Genomic DNA, 19,707 nt, shown 5'->3' with positions numbered 1-19,707 from the left:
CGCCTCAACGAGCCGCGCTATGCGTCGCTGCCGAACATCATGAAGGCGAAGAAGAAGCCGCTCGACAAGAAGTCGCCGGCCGATTTCGGCGTCGATACGAGCCCGCGGCTGAAGGTGCTGAAGACCGAGGAGCCGTCGGGCCGCAAGGCGGGCGTCAAGGTCAAGTCGGTCGCCGAGCTCGTCGAAAAGCTCAAGACCGAAGCCGGCGTGCTTTAAGAAGGAAAGGGAGAACACGACAATGGCCATTCTTCTTCTGGCAGACCACGACAATGCTACCCTTTCCGACCAGACTGCCAAGGCGCTGACGGCAGCGAGCAAGATCGGTTCCGACGTGCATGTGCTCGTCGCAGGCAGCAACGCCAAGGCTGCTGCTGATGCCGCTGCCAAGCTCTCGGGCGTCTCCAAGGTTCTGCTTGCCGATGACGCAAGCCTTGCCAACAACCTCGCCGAGCCCCTGGCAGCGCTCATCGTGTCGCTTGCCGGCAGCTATGACGCCATCGTCTCGGCCGCGACCTCGGTCGGCAAGAACGTATTGCCGCGCGTTGCCGCCCTGCTCGACGTCGCGCAGGTCTCGGAGATCGTCGATGTCGTCTCGGCCGACACGTTCAAGCGTCCGATCTATGCGGGCAATGCCATTCAGACGGTTCAGTCCACCGACGCAAAGAAGGTGGTCACCGTGCGCACGACCTCGTTTTCCCCCGCCTCCCAAGGCGCACCTGCTGCCGTCGAGCCGATCTCGACGGCAGCTCTTTCTTCCGATCTCTCGTCATATATTTCCGACGCCCTGTCCTCGTCCGACCGTCCGGAACTGACGTCAGCGAAGATCATCGTCTCCGGCGGGCGGGCGCTGGGTTCGGCGGAAAACTTCAAGGAAGTGATCCTTCCCCTCGCCGACAAGCTCGGTGCGGCAGTCGGCGCCAGCCGCGCGGCCGTCGATGCCGGATACGCCCCGAACGACTGGCAGGTGGGTCAGACGGGCAAGGTGGTCGCTCCGCAGCTCTACATCGCCTGTGGAATTTCCGGTGCGATCCAGCACCTTGCCGGCATGAAGGATTCGAAGGTCATCGTCGCCATAAACAAGGACGAGGACGCACCAATCTTCCATGTGGCCGATTATGGCCTCGTCGCTGACCTCTTCGAGATCCTTCCTGAAATGGAAAAAGCCATCTGAACGCGACTGGACCGGGTTATGTTTGCAAGAGGTCGCCAACCTCTCATGTCAGTTTAGGAAAAAAGGACATCAGTTGTGACGCCACGTAACACCGTACTCACTGTTTCATGCAAGTCCACACGGGGAATAGTTGCGGCGATTTCAAATTATCTCGCTGAAAAGGGCTGCAACATTGTCGACAGCTCTCAGTTCGACGACCTCGAATCCGACAAATTCTTTATGCGGATCAGCTTCATTTCGGAAGCGGGAACAGAGATAGCAGAAATCGTCGACCAATTCGCCCCAGTCGCGAAGAAATTCGATATGGAGCATCAGTTCTACGAGGGCGACAAGCGGACGAAGGTGCTGCTGATGGTGTCGCGCTTCGGCCACTGCCTCAACGACTTGCTCTACCGCTGGAAGATCGGGGCGCTGCCGATCGATATCGTCGGCGTCGTCTCCAACCACTTCGATTACCAGAAGGTCATCGTCAACCATGACATCCCCTTCCACCACATCAAGGTGACCAAGGAAAACAAGCCGCAGGCCGAGGCGCGGCTGATGGAAGTCGTCGAGCAGTCGGGCGCCGAGCTGATCGTTCTCGCCCGCTACATGCAAGTGCTGTCGGATGCCGTCTGCAAGAAGATGTCGGGCCGCATCATCAACATCCACCACTCGTTCCTGCCGTCGTTCAAGGGCGCCAACCCCTACAAGCAGGCCTTCGAGCGCGGCGTGAAGCTGATCGGTGCCACGGCGCACTATGTCACGGCGGATCTCGATGAGGGTCCGATCATCGAGCAGGACGTGGCGCGCATCACGCATGCGCAGTCGGCGGAAGACTATGTCTCGATCGGCCGCGATGTGGAAAGCCAGGTTCTGGCCCGTGCCGTGCATGCGCATATCCACCACCGCACCTTCATGAACGGCAACAAGACCATCGTCTTCCCGCCGTCCCCGGGCTCCTACGCTTCCGAACGCATGGGCTGATCGATGAGCGCAACCATTATCGATGGGAAGCAGGTTGCCGCTTCCGTGACTGAGGCCGTGAAGTCGGTCACCACCGCCCTGGAGAAGGACGCCAGCGTCAAGCCGGGCCTTGCCGTCGTCATCGTCGGAAATGATCCGGCAAGCCATGCCTATGTCTCCTCCAAGAGCCGCATGGCCAAGGAATGCGGCTTCAACTCCATCCAGCACACGCTGCCGGAGGAGACGACGCAGGAAGAGCTTGCCCGTCTGGTCGAGACGCTGAATGCCGACGAAAGCATCCACGGCATCCTCGTGCAGCTGCCGCTGCCGAAACACCTCGATGCCGATCCGATCATCCAGTCAATCCGGCCGGATAAGGACGTCGATGGCCTGCATGTCGTCAATGCCGGCAAGGTGGCGACGGGCGATCTCGATGGCGGCCTCGTTTCCTGTACGCCGGCCGGCGCTATGGTCTTCGTGCGCCGCACCCATGGCGACGATCTCTCCGGCCTCAACGCCGTGGTGATCGGCCGCTCCAATCTCTTCGGCAAGCCGATGTCCGCCCTGCTGCTCGCCGCCAATGCGACAGTGACGACGGCGCATTCGCGCACCAAGGATCTGCCGGCCGTGTGCCGCAACGCCGATATCCTCGTCGCCGCCGTCGGCCGCGCGGAAATGGTCAAGGCCGACTGGGTGAAGCCCGGCGCGACCGTCATCGATGTCGGTATTAACCGCGTTCCGGCGCCGGAGAAAGGTGAGGGCAAGTCCCGCCTCGTCGGCGACGTCGCCTTTGACGAGATTGCCAAGCTCGCTGGCGTAATAACGCCAGTTCCGGGCGGCGTTGGCCCGATGACGATCGCCATGCTCATGGCGAACACGGTCATCGCGGCGCAGCGAGCCTATGGGCTGGCAACGCTGAGACTTTAACCGCAGCAAGTCCAAAGGTCGACGATACCGCCGCTCGGACCAAGGGGCAGGCATACTGCCTTAGGTCGTTCCAACTAGCATAGAGGGAGTGAAGCACATGACAGGCGGCCACTTGCAAACGCGTCACGGCAGTTCAACGGCCTCACTGACCGAGATGCCGCTATGGACACCTTCGGAACAATCTCAACGCACCTCGCCGCTACATGAGTTTCAACTGTGGTGCGCCGAGAGGGGCCTTGTATCAGGCGCCGAATATGAGGATCTCTTTGCGTGGTCGGTGTCAAAGCCTGCCGAGTTCTGGGAAGCGATCTGGGATTTCTGCGGCGTCAAAGGCGACCGCGGCGACCGCGTCTTGCTCAATGGCGACGACATGCTCCGGGCACGGTTTTTCCCGGATGCTACCCTCAACTTCGCTGAAAACCTGCTCACACGGGCCGGTGACGAAGACGCCCTGGTTTTCCGAGGCGAAGACAAGGTTGAGTACCGTTGGTCGTGGGACCGGCTTCGCAGGGAGGTCTCACGCCTCCAGCAGGTCTTCGCGGCGATGGGAATCGAAAAGGGCGATCGTATCGCCGCGATGATGCCCAACATGCCCGAGGCCATCGCGTGCATGCTCGCTACCGCGTCGATCGGTGCGGTCTGGTCCTCCTGTTCGCCAGACTTTGGCGAACAGGGCGTTCTTGACCGCTTCGGTCAGATTGAGCCGAAGCTGTTCATTGCATGCGATGGCTACTGGTATAACGGCAAGCAGCAGGACGTTTCTGCCAAGGTCAGGGCCGTATCCAGCGCCCTAAATGTTCCTGTGCTCGTCATCTCTTATCTGGGTAACGCCGCAGAAGTGGCAGCGACCCTTTCAAACGCGTTGACCTGGGAAGATATCGCCGCGCAATTCAAAGTACGAGCGATCAAGTTCGAACAGGTCCCATTCTCCCATCCGCTCTACATTCTCTTTTCCTCGGGCACCACCGGCGTTCCGAAATGCATTGTGCATTCGGCCGGTGGAACTCTCCTTCAGCACCTTAAAGAACAGCGCCTTCATTGCGGCGTCAGACCCGGAGAACGCATATTTTATTTCACAACATGCGGATGGATGATGTGGAATTGGCTGGCAAGCGGGTTGGCGAGCCAGGCGACACTTTGCCTCTACGATGGCTCGCCCTTCGCTCCGAATGGCAACGTACTTTTCGACTATGCGCAGGATGAGCGGTTTTCCTTTTTTGGCACTTCGGCGAAGTACATCGAAACGTTGCGCAAGGGCAATTTCCTCCTGAAGGACTCGCATCACCTTCCGTTTTTAAGAACGATTGCGTCGACCGGCTCTCCGCTTGCACCGGAAGGCTATGCTTATGTCTATGAGGCGATTAAGCGCGATGTCCATCTGGCTTCGATTTCTGGCGGCACGGATATCGTTTCGTGCTTCGTTCTCGGCAATCCTGTAAAGCCCGTCTGGTCGGGTGAGTTACAAGGGCCTGGACTCGGACTTGCCGTGGATGTCTGGGATGATGACGGCAAGACCGTCCGCGGTGAAAAGGGAGAACTGGTATGCACCAAACCCTTCCCGGCAATGCCCCTGATGTTTTGGAATGATCCCGAAGGGGATAAGTACCGCGCGGCGTATTTCGAACGGTTCGAGAACGTGTGGTGTCACGGGGATTTTGCCGAGTGGACCAGTCACGATGGGATTATAATTCACGGGCGGTCAGATACGACACTCAACCCCGGCGGAGTCCGCATTGGTACGGCAGAGATTTACAACCAGGTCGAGCAGCTTGAGGAGGTTGTCGAAGCCCTCTGCATTGGCCAGGACTGGGATGGCGATGTGCGTGTTGTCCTCTTCGTCCGTCTCGCGACGAACAAGGCGCTGGACGAAGAACTCGAGAGAAAGATCCGCACGAAAATTCGAACCGGCGCGTCGCCTCGCCATGTGCCGGCGAAAATTGTAGGGGTTCCCGACATTCCGCGTACGAAGTCCGGAAAGATCGTTGAACTGGCTGTGCGCGAAATTGTGCACGGCCGCCCAGTCAAGAACAAAGAGGCTTTGTCCAATCCAGAATCACTTCATTTCTTCGAAGCGATTCCGAGCCTTCAATATTGACGAACTATAAGGACAGAACTCATGGGACGCAGGCGAGCTGACGTAAAATCGGCGTGGGGAAAAACCATTGGCTACTCTCGCGCAATCCGGACAGACGACACGATCTACATTTCTGGAACGACGGCGACGGAACCAACCTTGAAAACGGCGGAAGAACAGGCTGCGTCGATTTTCGCCACGATCGGAACCACGCTCCAGGAACTCGGTGGTGACACCCGGCACGTCGTCGAGACGAAAATCTATCTGAAGAATATTGACGATTGGAAAGCAGTTGGGCGCGTCCACGGGGATGTGTTTCGCGATGTGCGCCCTGCTACAACCATACTTCAGGTCGACGCATTTGTTTCTGGAGAGGCGCTCGTTGAGATTTCCGCGATCGCAAAGTTGCCGACGCGGGTTGAAGCGTTCAACAGCCGGCACGGTCGCGGCAGGTAGCTCCACAATTCGCTGTGCCATCATACCGTAGGGAGAAACCCGAAATGTCATTTCCGTCCGTCGTCATCGCCAGCGCCGCCCGCACTGCGGTCGGGTCCTTCAACGGAGCGTTCGCCAACACGCCTGCCCACGAACTCGGGGCGACGGTCATTTCGGCGGTTCTGGAGCGCGCGGGCGTGGCAGTGGGCGAGGTGAACGAGGTGATCCTCGGCCAGGTGCTGCCGGCCGGCGAAGGCCAGAATCCGGCCCGCCAGGCCGCCATGAAGGCCGGCCTGCCGCAGGAGGCGACCGCCTGGGGCATGAACCAGCTCTGCGGCTCGGGCCTTAGGGCCGTGGCGCTCGGCATGCAGCAGATCGCCGCGGGCGACGCAAACATCATCGTCGCCGGTGGCATGGAATCCATGTCCATGGCGCCGCATTGCGCGCATCTGCGCGGCGGCGTGAAGATGGGCGACTTCAAGATGATCGACACGATGATCAAGGACGGCCTGACCGACGCCTTCTACGGCTACCACATGGGCATCACCGCCGAGAACGTCGCCAAGCAGTGGCAGCTTTCCCGCGACGAGCAGGACACCTTCGCCGTCGCCTCGCAGAACAAGGCCGAGGCCGCCCAGAAGGAAGGCCGCTTCAAGGACGAGATCGTTCCCTTCATCGTCAAGGGCCGCAAGGGCGACGTCTCTGTCGATGCCGACGAATATATCCGCCATGGCGCGACGCTCGATTCGATGGGCAAGCTGCGACCGGCCTTCGACAAGGAAGGCACCGTCACGGCCGCCAACGCGTCCGGCCTCAATGACGGCGCCGCTGCGGCGCTCCTGATGAGCGAGGCGGAAGCCTCCCGCCGCGGCATCCAGCCGCTCGCCCGCATCGTCTCCTGGGCGACGGCCGGCGTCGACCCGAAGATCATGGGCACCGGCCCGATCCCGGCTTCCCGCAAGGCGCTGGAGCGCGCCCGCTGGAAGATCGGCGACCTCGACCTCGTCGAGGCCAACGAGGCCTTCGCCGCGCAGGCCTGCGCGGTCAACAAGGACCTCGGCTGGGATCCGTCCATCGTCAACGTCAACGGCGGCGCCATCGCCATCGGTCACCCGATCGGCGCGTCCGGCGCCCGCATCCTCAACACGCTCCTCTTCGAGATGAAGCGCCGCGGCGCCAAGAAGGGTCTCGCCACGCTCTGCATCGGCGGCGGCATGGGCGTGGCGATGTGCGTCGAGAGCGTGTAGAAATGTATCTATTTTTTTGGAGTAGGCGACCCGACATCATAGTGCGCTTGGCTAAGTTCACCGAAGGTGTCCTCATCAAGTAATCCTTGTGGAGGGCCAACGCGGTATGTTGGCATTCGATGTTTTTGGCATAGGAAAGGATGACGCACTGCTTGTCATCAGTTTCGATCCCTACCCGTTGGACACTGTCAGCCTCACAGCACTGGCGAGATCCAACGGTGCTTCATCGTGGCGATTGCCGACAATCGCTTGCACCAATCTCGAAAAATTCGGCGGCGACCCTAATCGTTCCGTCGACAAACTCATCGTACTATACCTCAATCGTTCCCACCATTGCACTTCTTGAAGCACTTATTTCGTATATGCTGATGAAGCGTGGAAAGATTGCGGTGGAACGTATCAAAAACGTTTCCAGATTCTCGAGGACCAAGGGATTTACTGGAACGACAAGTTCTAAGGGCTGGTGCGCCTGTCTGCCTTAGCTCTTCCAGAGGAACGAATTCTCCAAGTTTCAACTCGTACGATCGCCCTTGATTTGCCAATCGAAGCGCCCGAAGCCGATCGTCCCATGCAAGGCCGAGAAGATCGGCGCCCCCTGCTACGGCCCTTGGGGCAAAGGCAGGTTTTGCATATGAGCGAGCACAAGGGCGCTCGTCTCGCGCTCGATGCCCTGCCGCCCGCTCTAGGCCTGATCGCCGACCGCGGCTACGACAGTGCTTGGTTCCGCCAGCAACTCGAACCCAGGGGCATTGAGCCTTGCATCCGTCGAACTAAAACCTTGGTCATCGGGGTGTCCGTTAAGACCCTGGTCATTAGTTGTGGCTGGTACATGTAAGTTCCAGCCACAACCAACTACTATCTCTTCACTTTCTCACCGCGTGGATCGTACCAAGCGCCGAGTTGAACCTCGACTGGGTAGCGTTTTAGCGCGACCTCGACCTCCCATTTGCCACTGGCCAGCCATTCCTTGGTCACGCCTTCGTCGAGAGAGACATAACCAAGGCCCAGCGAAGCCTTGACGCGATGCCCGTAGGCCCCCGACATAATCGAGCCGACGATTGCGCCATCACGCATGAGCGGTTCGTGGTGGAACAACATCGGCGGTGTCTCGCCGCCCTCACTGGCGACTTTAACCTGCACAAGGCGCCTCTTCAGCGTGCCCTCCGCCTTCTGGCGAACCAGAACATCTTGACCGATAAACCCACCTGGTTTGTCCAGCGCTACCGTAAACGCCACGCCACCTTGCAACGGCGTGTCCTCCTCGCCGATATCGTGGCCCCAGTGACGATAACCCTTCTCCATTCGCATGGAATTCAGTGCGAAAAACCCAGCGTTCTTAAGCCCGAAATCTCGGCCGGCTTCCGTGAGAACGTCATACACATGGGCAGCCATCTCGCTAGGAATGTAGAGTTCGAAACCCAGTTCGCCGACGAACGTCAACCGGCTGGCACGGACGCGTGCGTAGCCAAGATCTACCTCGCGGCTCGTGCCAAACGGGAAGGCCTCGTTCGAGAAATCATCCGACGAGACACTCGCGAGAAGGTCGCGGGATTTGGGGCCCCAAAGCGCGAGCATCGCGAGTCCTGAGGTGACATCTGTAATGTATACCTGAGCGCCAACAGGCACACGTCGCTTGAACCAAGCAATATCGCGTCGCTGAGAAGCAGCCACGGTAACAACCATAAAGGACTGCTCTGCCAGTCGGGTTATAGTTACGTCGGCTTCGATACCACCGCTCTCATTTAGCCACTGGGTGTAAACAATCTTGCCGACCGGCACATCACATTCAGCCGCGCTGATCCAGTTCAGGGACTTTAGAGCGTCCGGGCCTTCGACCATATATTTGACAAAGCAGCTATGGTCGAAGAGCGAAACGTTCTCGGCCGTGTTAGCGCACTCAGCCGCGACATTGTCGAACCAGCTCGGCTTCGAATACGAATATTCGATGTTGGCGAGCTCTTCTACGGTGCCATAGAAGCCAGGGCGTTCCCATCCTGCGAGTTCGGTCATAAATGCACCCGATGCCAACAGGCGGTCGTGGAACGGCGAGCGGCGAACGCCTCTAGCGGTTTCGAACTGCTTCCCCGGCCAATGCATGTCGAACAGCGTGCCAATGGTCTCGACGGAGCGATCTGCAAGATACTTCTTGTTTCGCTGGAACGATTGCGTTCGGCGAACGTCGACATCCAGCAGTTCGACCGGGGGACGGCCTTCAGCGATCCATGATGCCATTGCCTTCCCGACACCACCTGATGAAAGGATCCCGATGGAGTTGAAGCCGGTCGCGGCGAAAAGGCCATCGATTTCCGATGTCTCACCAAGATGGTAGCGATTGTCGGGAGTGAAACTTTCGGGACCGTTGAAGAAGAGCTGGATGCCAGTCTCCTGCAGGACAGGAACGCGCTCCATAGCCATTTCAAGATAGGGGCTAATGTGTTCCAAATCCTCGGGAATCGTGTCGAAGCAGAAGCTTTCGGAAATGCCCTTTTGACCCCACGGCTTGGCGCCCGGCTCGAAGAAGCCAACAAGAAGCTTGCCGGCATCTTCCTTGTAGTAAGCCCACTCATCGGCCGTGAACATGACCGGAAGGTTTCGCGGCAGGTCGGGGATGGCCTCAGTTACCACATAGAAGTGTTCTGCAGCATGCAAAGGTATCGTCACGCCGATTTGGGCTGCGAGGTCACGGGACCACATTCCGCCTGCAATTACCACCTTTTTGGCGGAGATTGGTCCCTGCTCGGTCATTACGCCGACGGCCTTGCCGCTCTCGGTGAGGATTTGTGTCACCTTGATGTTTTCGAGGATCTTGGCGCCGCCTTGGCGCGCTCCCTTGACGTAGGCCATCGTTACGTCGGCAGGGTTGACCTGCCCATCGTTGGGGAACCAGAAGCCGCCCACAAGGCCTTCCGTGCTAATTGGCGACCAACGCTCTTTGATCTGATCGACGCTCAACGCCTCCACAGGCAGGCCGAAATTCCTTCCCATCGACGCACCGCGGGCCAACTCCTCGTAGCGAGCGTGCGTCTTTGCAAGACGCAAGGAGCCGTTCTGCTTGAAGCCCGTCGCCTGACCAGTTTCTTCCTCGAGCCGCCCGAAGAGCTCTCCAGTGTACTGTGCAAGCTCCGTCATGCGCTGTGTCGCCCGGAGTTGGGTCACGAGGCCCGCGGCGTGCCAAGTTGTTCCACTCGTGAGTTGACGTCGCTCACAAAGGACCACGTCAGTAATGCCTAGCTTGGTCAAATGATAAGCTATCGAGCAGCCCGCAATACCGCCACCGACGATGACGACGTCTGCCTTTGATGGGATATCCATTCTAATGTCCTCTTAGATTTTGAGCTCCCTCCCCCTATGCTCATGTTCTGCCCACTGTCGCACTTAAGGGGCTCGAGAGTCATGGAAGGTAGGTAATCGGTCACGTCGGGGCGCCGACGTTCAAGCCGGCCCGCCTCAAAAGAGTCATATCACAGCCAGACTGAAACTCTACAGAAAATATGCCGAGTTTATGAACTTTTGGGCATCTAAAAAGCGATGCGTTGAGGGTTACGCTTTTCCTAAGCTGGAAATGCGACTGAGTGACGAAACTTTGGAGACGACCCGTCTAAAGCTCCGGAGGAGTATTGACCCAAAGCCAGCACCTTCTTCGATGATTTTAGCGACGGGCGATCCGGGGGGTGCGCAATCTCCACAACGCCGGCAATCATGATGGCCACATTCGAGACCAGACGGCCGCCGTCACAGTCGACAAGGAGGCGAGCCCCCTCCTCTCTCTAACCATCCACCGCGGCCAGCCAAGGACCGCCTTCGGCGAGCAGGACGAGACCGCCCGTCGGCGCACATGAAAAAAGCCCGGCGCGGGGGGAGGTGCACCGGGCTTCTATTACGGCTGACAACACGGGAGGAGGTGCATTGTCAGCAGCCGAAAACCGCTGGGAGGAGGAGTGCGGCTCCGACACTTATAATCTATGTTGCATCGCACAAATCTTCAAGGCTTCGCCCGTAGTTAAACGCCGGAATCGCCTGCATCCCTTTCGAGGGCGGCCGCGAGCGCGGTGACAAGGCCAACGATTTTCCGCCGTGTGGTCGTCGACGAAATCCGCGCGAACGCGACATTCAGATCCCGTCCCTCGTTGGTCGCGATGAAGCTGACCAGCTCGGGCGCCGCCGACGGCGGATCGAAGGCAGCCTCCCCCGCCTCCGCGCGGAAGAAATAGGACGGCGGAAGACCGAGCGTGTTCGCGATGACCACCAAGCGGCTCGCGCTGACGCGGTTGCTCCCCTTTTCGTATTTCTGGACCTGCTGAAAGGTGACACCGAGTCTAGCGGCCAGCGTGTCCTGGCTCATGCCGAGCAGCCGGCGCCGTGCCTTGATCTTGGCGCCAACCTCGACGTCGATGGGATCAGGCGCTTTCGCCATGCGCGCCTCCCTCGATCGTCTCGACGATATCGTAGGTCTTGACGATCGCGCCCACCCCTTCGTTGAGCAGCGCGAGCATCGCCTCCTGCGTCACCGGAACCGTCTCGATCCGCTCGAGGCGCATCGATGGCACGACTTGATCCGGCTCCTGGGCAACCACCTCGCGCAACTCGATGATGGCGTCGCGAGCATTCTTGGCGCTGGCAAAGAACGCGTCGCCAATACCGTCATCGCGCCAGCGCGCTTCCAATGGTTCGACGTCGGGCGAATAGGTGAAGAATGTGAAGGAGGGTGCTTCTGACACTCGGTTTCCTCCAAGAGCAGATCGCGGTACGCCCCCGCGTCTGCTCTTTGACCCCTGGTGATCGGGGAGTTGAGAAACCTCGTACAGGAGGTCGCGCCGGCCTTTGGGCTTTCGCCTTGGACATACGCAGACGCCTCCCCGACCAGTGATCGGAGAGCGCGTTAACGGCCGCACTAGCGCCGCTGTACGAGGGGTTCTCACGCCCCAAAGCAGTGCGTGACTGCTTCACCGGTGAGTCTAGGCGATCACGCGGCGCGGTGCAAACACTCAGAGTAGAAATTCCGAATGAATTCAGTCGATAAGTGCTGAGGATGGTTCCCCCGATATCCGCTCAGCGATATGGCTGGATTTCATCGCGAGAGAAACTGACAGCGGGTTGTGCTGTACGGATCGAAAGTGAACGTCATGGACGAGAGCGCCGAGACAATGACGATTTCCAGCCGCAGCGATTTCGCCCTTTGGGCCATCGAACGGGCAAAGGCGATCGTCGCAATGCAAGGCGGCGACCTGCTCGCCGCCCGAGACGAGGGCGACGAGCGGATCGCCGAATCCGCCAACGCCATGGGCCAGGCCATCGTCGACGCCCTGCTGGAGGTCTTCGACGGTCTGACAGAGGACTAGCGCGAGGTCACCGTTCGGCGCCGTCCCGGTCGTTGCCGCGCTGGCGCTCCTGCTCGGCCTGCCGCAGGATCTGCTGGCGCTGCTCGCCCTGCGCATTCTTGGCAGCGCCGGCCTGTTCACGCGCCGCGCGTGTGGCGCGTCCGGTCGCGATAGCCTGTTGCTGGTCGGCGATCGCCGGATCGACCGTCGGGGCCGCCCGGTCCTGCGTGCGAGGTTCCTCCGCACGGGCAGTCGGCGGCGTCCCCGCCTCCCCAGCCGCGTCCGCGGCCGACCGCATCTGCTGCATCTGGATGTCACGACGCTGTTCGGCAAACAGTGCCGAGATCTCCTGCCGCATCTCCTCGACGGCCTGGCGCTCGGCGCTGCTATCCACCATCGTCTCCAGGCGATCCATGGATTTGTTCGCCTTAGAGACGCGCTCATCGAACTGCTCGAGTGAGAGAGCCATGTTTTTCTCCTTCCGTTGTTGAATGGTTACGATGACGCTCTTGGACAAGACGAACGGCCTCTCCGCCGATGTTTCGGTCGCATGCGCGACGGCATCAAAGCGCTTCTGAAGCCACGGTGATGGCGCGCCGTGCTTCGCGGAGCCGGCCGCCTCGACGACGACGGTGGCGCGCAGTCCATGCGCCAGCAGCCGCGCCCGGAAACTTTGGGCAACGGACCGCGACTCGGAACCAGGGCCGAACTCCTCGTTCTGTCCGGCCAGCTCGCGCTCGATCTTGCTGACGCTCGCGGTCGTGGGCGCCAGCACCTGGACGCTCTTGCCCTCGGCGGAGATCGACTTCGCCTCGACGCCGAGAGCCCCCTCGACAATGACGGCCACAGTCTCCCGCTCCATGGTCTGTTCGACTTCCACGCGGAGCAGGACGAAGCCACTGGCACGCGCAACAGCTTGCGGTGCTTGCGCGGTTGCCGCGGTTGCAAAGCGGTCGGCCGCCGCAATCACGGAAGGCTCCGCGCCGGCACGCTTCAGGGCGCTCGCGGCCGCCTGCCATGTCGGGGCGAGAGCCAAATTGCCGCTTGTGAGGGAGGCGCGATCGACGACACCCGCCCGCTTGCGCTCGACGCGGTTGTTCACGGTCGGCGTTTTGAGATAGCGGGGGTCGCTCCTGCCGCGCTCGTAGGCGCCCGCCTGTGCCTGGCTATAGGGACGCGTCGCCGCCACGTCCGCGCGTCGGGTGGCAACCATGGCGATGCCGTGCTCGCGCGCCTTGGCCGCAAACCGCTCGCGCCATTCGTAGAGCTCCGGCTTGGTCAGCCGCAGCGCCTTGCCGACGTCGTCGCGAGCCGAGATCATCGCATGGACATGCACATGGCCGGTATCGGGGTGATGAGCGGTGATCCAGCGATGCCCGGCGACCTGCTCGCTGAGAAAGTCGCGGACAGCGCGCTTCATCGCTTCCGGATCGGTTCCAGCGCGCGCCGAGAAGATGACATGGAAGGCGTTGCGCGGCTCGACAGTTCGGATGTGCGAGGACCAGGCCTGCCAGACTCCATCGGCCCGTGCTTTGACGCTCGCACCGCCTTTGACCGGATCGCCTTCGCTGGTGGTGATGGCCTTTTCGGTGCGCAGGAACTTTTCGAGGAAATAGCGGCCGGACTTTTCCGAGACGGCCGCGCCGAGAATGCGGACCTCAGCGGTAACGCCAGCCTCGGCCAGCCGGCGTGCGAAATCGCCTTCCGCATTTTCGACAGCGCGGCCTGGCCCCTCCGCCTTTTCGCGTGCCCTCAGCGCGCTGGCAATTCTCTTCGCCGGCAGGTCGGTCACCGCATAGACGGAAACCTTCCCGCCCAGATGCCTGGAATAGAGGAACGGCTTCGATCCGAAGGCCGTGTTCAGGGCATCGTGAAGCACGTCATCGTCGACCACGTCGGCAAGGTTTATGGAAAAGGTCGCGAGCGCGTTGACCGCATAGGCCTCGCGGAAGTTCGCGCTCCACGTTTCCAGTGCCGCAGCCCGGTCCTCGCGGCTGGCGATGGCAAGCCCATCCTGATCGTAGATTGGAATATCGGTCTTGCCCTTCTCGCCATTCTCCTTTTCGACTTCGCGTGTTCCCAGGTAGGTCATCAGGCCGGCGGCCGACGCCCGGCTGGACACGGTCGACGTCACCTTAATCACAACCGGCTGCGCACCTGCGGCGATCGCTGCACGGCTCGTTGCCTCCACGGCCGATCGCTCCCTGACGATGCGTGCCGGTAAGTCCAGACGAGCCGCGCTGGACGCGCCGCCGCCGCCCCCTCCCCCACCAGTTGAACGCAAGTTCTCGTCGTCGTCGTCGCGATCGCGCTGAGCGCCCAACGCCCCGACCAGCGCGATCACGCCTCGCTGCGATGATTGCGGCGGCTGCAGGATGGAAGCGATCGTCGGTCCGCTCGCCGGAACGGCGCTCCGCCGCGCCTTGCTCGCGATCCCTGTCGGCATGAAGCGCTGCTCTGGCGCCTGACTTTCTATTCTGAGAGCGGCCGAACGTCGCCGGCGCAGCTCCTCGTCCTCATCGATCAGCGACGACGCTCGACGAACAGAATACGCCTCGATCGCGCCGAGCAGCCCGGACCAATCATGCGCCATGATGGCCTCCCCTTCGCTCCTTGCGGCTGATCCGCAGCATTAGGTCGACGTCCGCCCGCAGCCGAAACACGCCGTCGAGAAGATACCGAAGGGCAGCATCGAGATGAGGTTCGTAGCCGACACGCCCCTCGTTCATCGCCCTTACCGCCTGGTTGAGGTTGACACCGATACGCCGCAGCTCCTCATTGGTGCCGCGCAGTGCCTCCGCCTCCACCGGTCCAACGGGTAGTGGAAGGCCCGCCTGCTCGCGAAACAGCAGCCGGATGACGTCGCTCGCCTTGCGGTTTTCGCCGCAAAGCGCGGCGAGCGCCTCGCGCTCCTCCGGCTGAAGACGAACCCTGACCACTTCGCTTCGCATGACTTCCTTCCCGCTTGCCAGGTTGCCGGAGGCGACCCGGAGCGCCAGAGGCGCGAACCACTGCCCTGCCGGAGGCGGGGCGACGTCGAGTTTGTACCACAAACTTGACTATCCTGCCATACAAAACTAAACTATATTTTACTCAGCATACCAACCCCTACTAGACAGGCACTCTCGACCCAGCCTCCGCGAGCAACACCCACCCGCTTCAGCGCTTCCGCGTGAACAATTGCCCGTTGTTGACGCTCTCGTTAACCGTGACAGCGCGGTTAACCGGCAATTACCCGTTACTCACTGATAGTTAGCAACGCCGTGATTGAGCATTATCAACGGCCATTGATGATTGCCCGTTCACCGTTGGTCGTTATCAGTGGGCAGTCATCAATCGTCACTCATCAATCGTCAACGAACAACGGGCAATGATTTCATTGCGGAAAGAGGACGAAGGAATTAACTATAGTTTCCTCTTAACGAAGGAGCTGTGATGATCGTCACCATCGCCAACCCGAAAGGTGGAACCGGAAAAACCACACTCGTCCGCGCCCTGTCCGGCACGGCCGCCCATGCTGGAAACGATGTGCATCTCGTTGACGCCGATAGCCGAGCCAACACAATGCGATGGGTTTCGATGTCGAAACTGATGGGCGTTTGGCCGGATCGGCTTGAAGCGGAAAGTTGCCTCGATCCGAACGCGATCTACAAGATCGCGCTGCAGCGCCAGGGAGAGGGCAAGATCGTCTTCGTCGATATCGAGGGAACTACGAACGAAAATCTGTTCGCCGGCCTCTACTGCGCCGACATCGTGCTCATCCCGCTGCAGACCACACAGGACGACGTGGTCGCCGGCATGCAGCTTGCGCTGAACCATATTCCAGTGGTCGAGGAGGACCAGAAACGAAAGCTTCCGGCGATGATCGTGATCAACCAGCACGATCTCGTGACCGGCCGGGCAAAGGCACATGAGCCGCTCCGGGAAATCCTGCGCGAGAGCGGTGTGGCGCTCGCCTCTCGGCCAATCGCGCGGCGTGCCTCATACCAGGCGATCGGCTCGGCCGGCACGCTACAGACCGTCGCCAGATCCGATCCGAAGGCGATCGCGGAAATGGAGACGCTGCTTGCCGAGCTGCTCTCCCTCTATAGGTCGATGGCCAGCGAGGCGAAGCAATGAGCAGCGGATCGGAAAGCAAGAACCTCGTCCTCGGGCTGATCTCGACCGGACGCGATCGCCCATCCGTGCGCGAAAAGCCCATGGTTTCCCCTCCCCAGGCGAAGGCTGAAGACGACGACGATGAATTGTCAACACCGCCAGTCAGCAGGACGCAGTTCCGCGATCTGGTCGCGAAGGGTGAAAGCCGCGATCCCATCGCCGGCAAACGCTACCGCGACACCGAGAAAGTCACGACCGGAATCCATATCCGCGCCGACGTCCACAAGACGCTGAAGATCCTCGCCGCCATCGAGCGCCGCAAGTTCAATTCCTACATCGAGGAGGCGATCGACGACTATCTCGTGAAAATCGCAGATCGGATCCCCGATATTACCTGACACGGAAGGAGGATGGGAGATCATGCGCTTCGCTTCTCGCCTCCGCCATTCGCCCTCAGCGCGGCCATCAGCATCGGCCCAAGCCCGAATTCGCCGAGCTCCGCTTTCCGGGTGAGGTCGCGCAGATAGCCGCCGGCCGATTTGATGTGCTCGGCCCGTTCCAGGATGCAGGCAATAGCAACCGCGGCGTTTTCGGGCCCCATCACCTCGCACGCCTCCTGATAGGCCGACGGGCTAACCCCCAGCATCGACCGGATCACGACGGCGGCCGCCATCAGGTCGCGCCAACTCTCGATCCGGCCGCCCGATGTGTAGTGGGCGATCTGCGGGCACGCCCTCAGCACCAACGGTAACGGGAATGCCTTCAGCGGTTCGGCAATCCGTTTCGGTTTTTCGCTCAGCATCTCGCCCTGCTCTTTTTCGGAGCGAGGTTCAAGTTCATGGAAGGATTCGGGTTTTGAATTCTGTATGTGACGACCGTCATGGTCATCATTGACGTCCGTTTTTTCTGGTTTTACCTGAATTTCCAAGCGGTTGATGATTTCCTCGCGCAAAAGCTCCATTTCATCGAGCACCGTATCGACGACTTCGCGGCTTGGTGAGCGTGGGAGGCGGTCCAGGAGGCCGATGAACATGGCTTCGATCGTCGCCCAATCGCCATCCGCGCCCTCTTCCATGGCGGCCGAGATGAGCTTGCGGACGTCGCGCCGGCAAAGCGACAACGCCTCCTTGGCGCGCTTGAAGCGAAGACGCTCGGCGGCGACCTGCTGCGCCAGGTTCGCAAGCTCGGTCGCCCGAGCGAGCAGAGGTGCAAGGCTGAAGCCAAATGCGGCCTCGATCTCCCCTCCCCGGCTGCGATGCGCATATCCGGCGGCCCATGGCCGACTGGACGCGGAGCGACTTCTACGGTCATGGCGGCGACCTTGCCGATGAGAACGCCTTCCGGACAAAGGTTCTGGAAAACGCCGAACACCAGCGCGAGAAGATCGCCCTCGGCCGACGCGAGGAGCGATCCACGGCGAGTACACCATGGGGTCCGTCACAGGGGGCGACCGTGTATGCTGACGGCATTGTCTTCCACTCGACGGCTGGCCATGGCGGCTTCCTTCTTTCGCCCGACCGCAACCGCAAGGTTCATCCGTCGATCCGCGTCGCCGGCGGGGCCTATGAGGAGGATGAGGCCTGGGCGATCGTCGCCTTCAGCTTTCCGCATTTGTTCACCGCTTTCGAGCGCCGGGCTGCGGAAAAGACGATGAAGGACAGCTTCCCGGATGCGTGGGAGGCGATCACCGGCAATGTGCTTGGTGCGGGTGAATCCTGGACGAAGGACGAACGTGCATTCTTCGCGCAGCACCGCGACGACTGGATCGTCATCTGGGCGATCATCTGCGACCACCAACCCGGCTTCACCGAAGTAATCGCCACCCCCGGCGGTAAACGCGGGCCGGGTAGCGAGGAACGCCGGTTCCTCGTTCCTTCGGTTGAATATCGTGTCGGCCGCTTCGGCTTCATCATCGATCCGGAGCGACACGCCGTCTATGGCGGGCCTTCGAGCTTTGTCGGCTGGCAGGGGAGACCAGCGTAATGGTCGCGCGAGGTCGCCGAGCGCGGCTCTTTCGCATGGAGGAAGCTCGCCGGCAAATCCAGCGTCAGCTGGACATGATCGACCGGCAGATCACGCGGCGCATGGCAGCGCTGATCCCGCAACTGCATCCGCGCCAGACCACGTATCGGCGCGGGAAGTCACCAGACCCTGGCGCATTCCTCGAACGGTATCGTGCCAATCTGGCTGCGATCACGGCGGAACGTCAGCCGGAAATCGACGCCTTGACCCGTAAACTGGCACGCCAGGAAAGCACTATCACGGCATTGCGGGCGCAGCTCGACCCGGAAGAACTGTGTGCGTGACGCGGATGTCGTTCTCGCCGCGGTACGACATTCATTCGTGGCGATGATGCTGGTTACAACCATGGTGACCAGATCGCTCCCGGCAAATCGTGGATGACCTTCGGCAGCGCGGCTGGCCATGAAACACCATGGCGGTGCGGGTCGACCGGGCGCTTACCGGTCTGCATGCCGGTGTCACAGACCATCCCTCGCCGCTCTTCCCGGCGGGTTTGTTGCGGTCTGAACCAGCGGCTGGCCCCTTCAAGGCCGCTATCGCGCCGCGGAGCGGCCGGAACCCCGCCGATCTCGGCAAGGCCGGCCCGCGTCCCGCGCAGGGACCAGTGAAGAACTGGCCCCGGCTTGTCCGCAAGCCGGCCTCGCTCGCCTGGCAGGGTCCGGACCCTGAAGCGTCCAGCTTCCGCTGGTTCCTTTCGACCGCACCCGCAGGAAAGACCGGCCGAGGGCCGGATCACCTGAAGGGCATCGCTAGAAAGGTAAGCTCAATGTCCAGTTCAACCCGCTCCCCCAAGTCCAAGGCCCGCATCGTCCCGCTCCGCAAGGGCACGACCCTCGAAATGGTCCGGCTTTGCTGCCCTGACGGCAACCAGGCCGCGCTCATCTCCGAAAGTTTCGGCCTTCCGGTCCTCGACAGCGACGGCATCCGCGACTTCCACCAGCGCAGCCTGATCGAAGGCGCCGATACCCTCTCCGAGGGGCTTTCCGACAAGGCGATGCAGATTCACCTGCAGCGGATCGTCGGCTCCTATGTCGGCTCCGCCTACGGGGCAGGTCAGTTCTACTCCAAGGCCGTCACCGAGGCGAAAGACGCCACGGCCAAGCTCGCCAACGACATCCGCGACGAGGATCTGGACGGACCGGTCGGTTTCGACAGCAACGCCCAGCGCAAGCGCGAATTCGCGGCCGACATGGGGCTTCAGTCCCACGCCCTGCGCATGGCCGCCGAGGGTGCCGTCGCCGCTTACGAGCATATCGTCGGCGAGACCTGGAAGCCCTACGAGCGTCAGGTCGAAAATCCCGGCCAGACCGTCAGCCGGCAGGCGGCCGACCTCCAGATGGCGGCGCTCGGCTAGCCAATCCCGGGCGGAGCTTCGGCTCCGCCCTCATCTTCCCATCGAGGCTGGTGTCCTTGCGGACACCGGCCTTTTCGCATGTGCGTCGCCAAGGAAACCCGACAAATGAAAACGAT

The 19,707-nt window shown here is 61.0% G+C and carries 17 protein-coding genes and 3 pseudogenes; 14 read left to right on the top strand and 6 right to left on the bottom strand.

What is annotated here, in order from left to right; all coding sequences use genetic code 11:
* The 8 genes and pseudogenes from J2X50_RS22530 to J2X50_RS22495 all read left to right on the top strand — a co-directional run.
* A pseudogene (locus J2X50_RS22530) lies at positions 1-216 on the top strand (electron transfer flavoprotein subunit beta/FixA family protein); the annotation flags it as partial.
* Positions 217-238: 22 nt separating this feature from the next.
* Positions 239-1,171, top strand: a complete 933-nt coding sequence (locus J2X50_RS22525) for an electron transfer flavoprotein subunit alpha/FixB family protein (protein ID WP_306041270.1) — start codon at positions 239-241, stop codon at positions 1,169-1,171.
* A 75-nt stretch (positions 1,172-1,246) separates the two neighbouring features.
* Positions 1,247-2,137, top strand: coding sequence for a formyltetrahydrofolate deformylase (gene purU, locus J2X50_RS22520; RefSeq protein WP_306041268.1), 891 nt, complete (start codon positions 1,247-1,249; stop codon positions 2,135-2,137).
* Between the two features lie 3 nt (positions 2,138-2,140).
* Positions 2,141-3,043 (top strand): bifunctional methylenetetrahydrofolate dehydrogenase/methenyltetrahydrofolate cyclohydrolase FolD, encoded by a 903-nt coding sequence (gene folD, locus J2X50_RS22515; RefSeq protein WP_306041266.1) that lies wholly within the window; start codon positions 2,141-2,143, stop codon positions 3,041-3,043.
* A gap of 97 nt (positions 3,044-3,140) precedes the next feature.
* Positions 3,141-5,138, top strand: coding sequence for an acetoacetate--CoA ligase (locus J2X50_RS22510; RefSeq protein WP_370360448.1), 1,998 nt, complete (start codon positions 3,141-3,143; stop codon positions 5,136-5,138).
* A gap of 21 nt (positions 5,139-5,159) precedes the next feature.
* Positions 5,160-5,573 (top strand): Rid family hydrolase, encoded by a 414-nt coding sequence (locus J2X50_RS22505; RefSeq protein WP_306041264.1) that lies wholly within the window; start codon positions 5,160-5,162, stop codon positions 5,571-5,573.
* A 44-nt stretch (positions 5,574-5,617) separates the two neighbouring features.
* Entirely contained in the window at positions 5,618-6,799 is a 1,182-nt protein-coding gene (locus J2X50_RS22500) for an acetyl-CoA C-acetyltransferase (protein WP_306041263.1), read from the top strand.
* Positions 6,800-7,430: 631 nt separating this feature from the next.
* The gene (locus J2X50_RS22495) at positions 7,431-7,634 is read left to right on the top strand and encodes a hypothetical protein (RefSeq protein WP_306041260.1); all 204 of its coding nucleotides are present in this window, start codon (positions 7,431-7,433) and stop codon (positions 7,632-7,634) included.
* Positions 7,635-7,654: 20 nt separating this feature from the next.
* Here J2X50_RS22495 and J2X50_RS22490 read toward each other — a convergent pair whose 3' ends face one another.
* The 3 genes from J2X50_RS22490 to J2X50_RS22480 form a co-directional block, all read right to left on the bottom strand.
* The gene (locus J2X50_RS22490; RefSeq protein WP_306041258.1) at positions 7,655-10,111 is read right to left on the bottom strand and encodes a GcvT family protein; all 2,457 of its coding nucleotides are present in this window, start codon (positions 10,109-10,111) and stop codon (positions 7,655-7,657) included.
* 688 nt (positions 10,112-10,799) lie between these two features.
* Entirely contained in the window at positions 10,800-11,213 is a 414-nt protein-coding gene (locus J2X50_RS22485) for a helix-turn-helix domain-containing protein (protein WP_306041256.1), read from the bottom strand.
* Positions 11,197-11,517: a hypothetical protein gene (locus J2X50_RS22480; RefSeq protein ID WP_306041254.1), complete on the bottom strand. Its 321-nt coding sequence runs from the start codon at positions 11,515-11,517 to the stop codon at positions 11,197-11,199. The genes J2X50_RS22485 and J2X50_RS22480 overlap by 17 nt, the downstream gene beginning before the upstream one ends.
* 405 nt (positions 11,518-11,922) lie before the next feature.
* Between J2X50_RS22480 and J2X50_RS22475 the strand changes: the two genes are divergently transcribed.
* On the top strand, positions 11,923-12,138 hold the full coding sequence (locus tag J2X50_RS22475; RefSeq protein WP_306041250.1) for a hypothetical protein: 216 nt from the start codon (positions 11,923-11,925) through the stop codon (positions 12,136-12,138).
* Positions 12,139-12,145: 7 nt separating this feature from the next.
* Here J2X50_RS22475 and J2X50_RS22470 read toward each other — a convergent pair whose 3' ends face one another.
* Together J2X50_RS22470 and J2X50_RS22465 are read right to left on the bottom strand one after the other, a co-directional pair.
* Positions 12,146-14,710, bottom strand: a complete 2,565-nt coding sequence (locus J2X50_RS22470) for a relaxase/mobilization nuclease domain-containing protein (protein WP_306041249.1) — start codon at positions 14,708-14,710, stop codon at positions 12,146-12,148.
* On the bottom strand, positions 14,700-15,170 hold the full coding sequence (locus tag J2X50_RS22465; protein ID WP_429098189.1) for a hypothetical protein: 471 nt from the start codon (positions 15,168-15,170) through the stop codon (positions 14,700-14,702). Before J2X50_RS22465 ends, J2X50_RS22470 begins: the two co-directional genes overlap by 11 nt.
* A gap of 382 nt (positions 15,171-15,552) precedes the next feature.
* On the opposite strand from J2X50_RS22465, the gene J2X50_RS22460 reads away from it, so the two are divergent.
* Positions 15,553-16,236: a ParA family protein gene (locus tag J2X50_RS22460; protein WP_306041244.1), complete on the top strand. Its 684-nt coding sequence runs from the start codon at positions 15,553-15,555 to the stop codon at positions 16,234-16,236.
* The gene (locus J2X50_RS22455) at positions 16,233-16,613 is read left to right on the top strand and encodes a hypothetical protein (protein WP_306041242.1); all 381 of its coding nucleotides are present in this window, start codon (positions 16,233-16,235) and stop codon (positions 16,611-16,613) included. The genes J2X50_RS22460 and J2X50_RS22455 overlap by 4 nt, the downstream gene beginning before the upstream one ends.
* Before the next feature lie 20 nt (positions 16,614-16,633).
* On the opposite strand, the pseudogene repC reads toward J2X50_RS22455, so the two are convergent.
* Positions 16,634-17,479, bottom strand: a pseudogene (gene repC, locus J2X50_RS22450) (plasmid replication protein RepC); the annotation flags it as partial.
* Here repC and J2X50_RS22445 point away from each other — a divergent pair.
* From J2X50_RS22445 to J2X50_RS22435, 3 genes and pseudogenes are all read left to right on the top strand, one after another.
* Positions 17,479-18,198, top strand: a pseudogene (locus J2X50_RS22445) (DUF7007 domain-containing protein); the annotation flags it as partial. The pseudogenes repC and J2X50_RS22445 overlap by 1 nt on opposite strands.
* Positions 18,198-18,521, top strand: coding sequence for a hypothetical protein (locus J2X50_RS22440; protein ID WP_011578768.1), 324 nt, complete (start codon positions 18,198-18,200; stop codon positions 18,519-18,521). The pseudogene J2X50_RS22445 and the gene J2X50_RS22440, both read left to right, overlap by 1 nt.
* A gap of 482 nt (positions 18,522-19,003) precedes the next feature.
* A complete protein-coding gene (locus J2X50_RS22435; protein WP_026227914.1) occupies positions 19,004-19,591 on the top strand; it encodes a hypothetical protein in 588 nt (195 codons plus the stop codon).
* Positions 19,592-19,707 lie beyond the last annotated feature (116 nt).

The sequence above is a fragment of the Aminobacter sp. BE322 genome, from assembly GCF_050433525.1.
Classification (GTDB): Bacteria; Pseudomonadota; Alphaproteobacteria; order Rhizobiales; family Rhizobiaceae; genus Aminobacter.
This window is presented reverse-complemented; position numbering and strand designations above follow the sequence as displayed.

Excerpts from the sequence above, each read along its gene's own strand:
- J2X50_RS22475 (WP_306041250.1), top strand. The coding sequence starts at position 11,923 with ATGGACGAGAGCGCCGAGACAATGACGATTTCCAGCCGCAGCGATTTC.
- J2X50_RS22525 (WP_306041270.1), top strand. The coding sequence starts at position 239 with ATGGCCATTCTTCTTCTGGCAGACCACGACAATGCTACCCTTTCCGAC.
- J2X50_RS22510 (WP_370360448.1), top strand. The coding sequence starts at position 3,141 with ATGACAGGCGGCCACTTGCAAACGCGTCACGGCAGTTCAACGGCCTCA.
- J2X50_RS22490 (WP_306041258.1), bottom strand. The coding sequence starts at position 10,111 with ATGGATATCCCATCAAAGGCAGACGTCGTCATCGTCGGTGGCGGTATT.
- J2X50_RS22440 (WP_011578768.1), top strand. The coding sequence starts at position 18,198 with ATGGTCGCGCGAGGTCGCCGAGCGCGGCTCTTTCGCATGGAGGAAGCT.
- J2X50_RS22495 (WP_306041260.1), top strand. The coding sequence starts at position 7,431 with ATGAGCGAGCACAAGGGCGCTCGTCTCGCGCTCGATGCCCTGCCGCCC.
- J2X50_RS22485 (WP_306041256.1), bottom strand. The coding sequence starts at position 11,213 with ATGGCGAAAGCGCCTGATCCCATCGACGTCGAGGTTGGCGCCAAGATC.
- J2X50_RS22455 (WP_306041242.1), top strand. The coding sequence starts at position 16,233 with ATGAGCAGCGGATCGGAAAGCAAGAACCTCGTCCTCGGGCTGATCTCG.
- J2X50_RS22500 (WP_306041263.1), top strand. The coding sequence starts at position 5,618 with ATGTCATTTCCGTCCGTCGTCATCGCCAGCGCCGCCCGCACTGCGGTC.
- J2X50_RS22505 (WP_306041264.1), top strand. The coding sequence starts at position 5,160 with ATGGGACGCAGGCGAGCTGACGTAAAATCGGCGTGGGGAAAAACCATT.
- folD (WP_306041266.1), top strand. The coding sequence starts at position 2,141 with ATGAGCGCAACCATTATCGATGGGAAGCAGGTTGCCGCTTCCGTGACT.
- J2X50_RS22435 (WP_026227914.1), top strand. The coding sequence starts at position 19,004 with ATGTCCAGTTCAACCCGCTCCCCCAAGTCCAAGGCCCGCATCGTCCCG.
- J2X50_RS22460 (WP_306041244.1), top strand. The coding sequence starts at position 15,553 with ATGATCGTCACCATCGCCAACCCGAAAGGTGGAACCGGAAAAACCACA.
- J2X50_RS22470 (WP_306041249.1), bottom strand. The coding sequence starts at position 14,710 with ATGGCGCATGATTGGTCCGGGCTGCTCGGCGCGATCGAGGCGTATTCT.